This window comes from Actinomadura sp. SCN-SB (assembly GCF_043906805.1).
In the GTDB taxonomy this organism is placed as follows: domain Bacteria; phylum Actinomycetota; class Actinomycetes; order Streptosporangiales; family Streptosporangiaceae; genus Spirillospora.
Map to the genome: position 1 here is coordinate 1 of NZ_JBIMPP010000168.1, position 946 is coordinate 946.

1 protein-coding gene is annotated in these 946 nt (G+C 64.6%); it reads right to left on the minus strand.

Annotation, left to right across the window (positions count from 1 at the left end):
* Positions 1 to 47: 47 nt before the first annotated feature.
* The gene (locus tag ACGWYJ_RS38890) at positions 48 to 641 is read right to left on the minus strand and encodes a hypothetical protein (protein ID WP_395111712.1); all 594 of its coding nucleotides are present in this window, start codon (positions 639 to 641) and stop codon (positions 48 to 50) included.
* Positions 642 to 946: the final 305 nt, after the last annotated feature.

Consider the following 946-nt stretch of genomic DNA (forward strand, 5'->3'; position numbering starts at 1 on the left):
GCGGATAGACGGCTACTTGTCCGGCCTTGCCTGTGCTGGGCCTGGCCTCACGAGAAGCGGCGTTCGAGGTGGTCCAGGGCCTGGCGTGAGTTGCTGTAGAGGGGCGTGGAGGGCCACGGCGGGTGTTCGGCGTGGCCGCTCCAGGTGGGGTGCACGATGGCGCACTGGTAGGGCGTCACTCCGACCTGGGCTTGGCGATCATCGATCCTGACCAGCGTGTCGTCGCAGGCGTTGCAGGCCAGCCAGACGGTCAGGTCCCTACCGTGCAGGGCATGTCCCACGGCGATCTCGGTGCCCAGTTCGATCGTGATGTTCCAGGCCCGTTCGGTGTCTTCGACGACCTTCCACGGCTGGTCTTCGATATCGGGGTCGGGGCACCAGCGCAATGCGCCGCGGGCTTGGTCACCGACTGCCCATAGCTCTGCCAGGGCCAGCAACGACAGCCGTTCGCTGCGACGAAGGGGCTGGTGCTGCTCGGCGAGATTGTCCGCGAGCATCTCGACCGCCAGGCCACGCTCGCCGGCATCCCACAGCTCGCCAGGTACCCCTTGACGCTCAGACGGCAACAGAACCGAAAAGCTCGCGATCAGTTCGCTACCGCCGAACCACGAAGAGTCTGATCGCACGAGGTATCCGTCCATACCGCAACAGCGCTGGTGAGGTTGTTTTCTACCGGCTTGAGCTGACGCTCAACGAGCTCGGCAAGGCTTTCTTGGTGGTGGATAGATTTGCTATGGAGGGCGGGAGGTTGCTGACTGGGTAGGCACCCGTCCGGTAGAAAGCCTCCGAGCTGTGCAGTGGCGACGTACCGCTCAAGCTTGTGGAACAGCTGGAGCCGATTCCCTTAGCTCCCGGGCTAGTTGACGACTTCAACGGTCGGTCGCCGTGCGCCTTGGACCTCCCGCGTGGGTGGTGGCCTCTCGCAGCACGAGTGGCGACGTCCGGT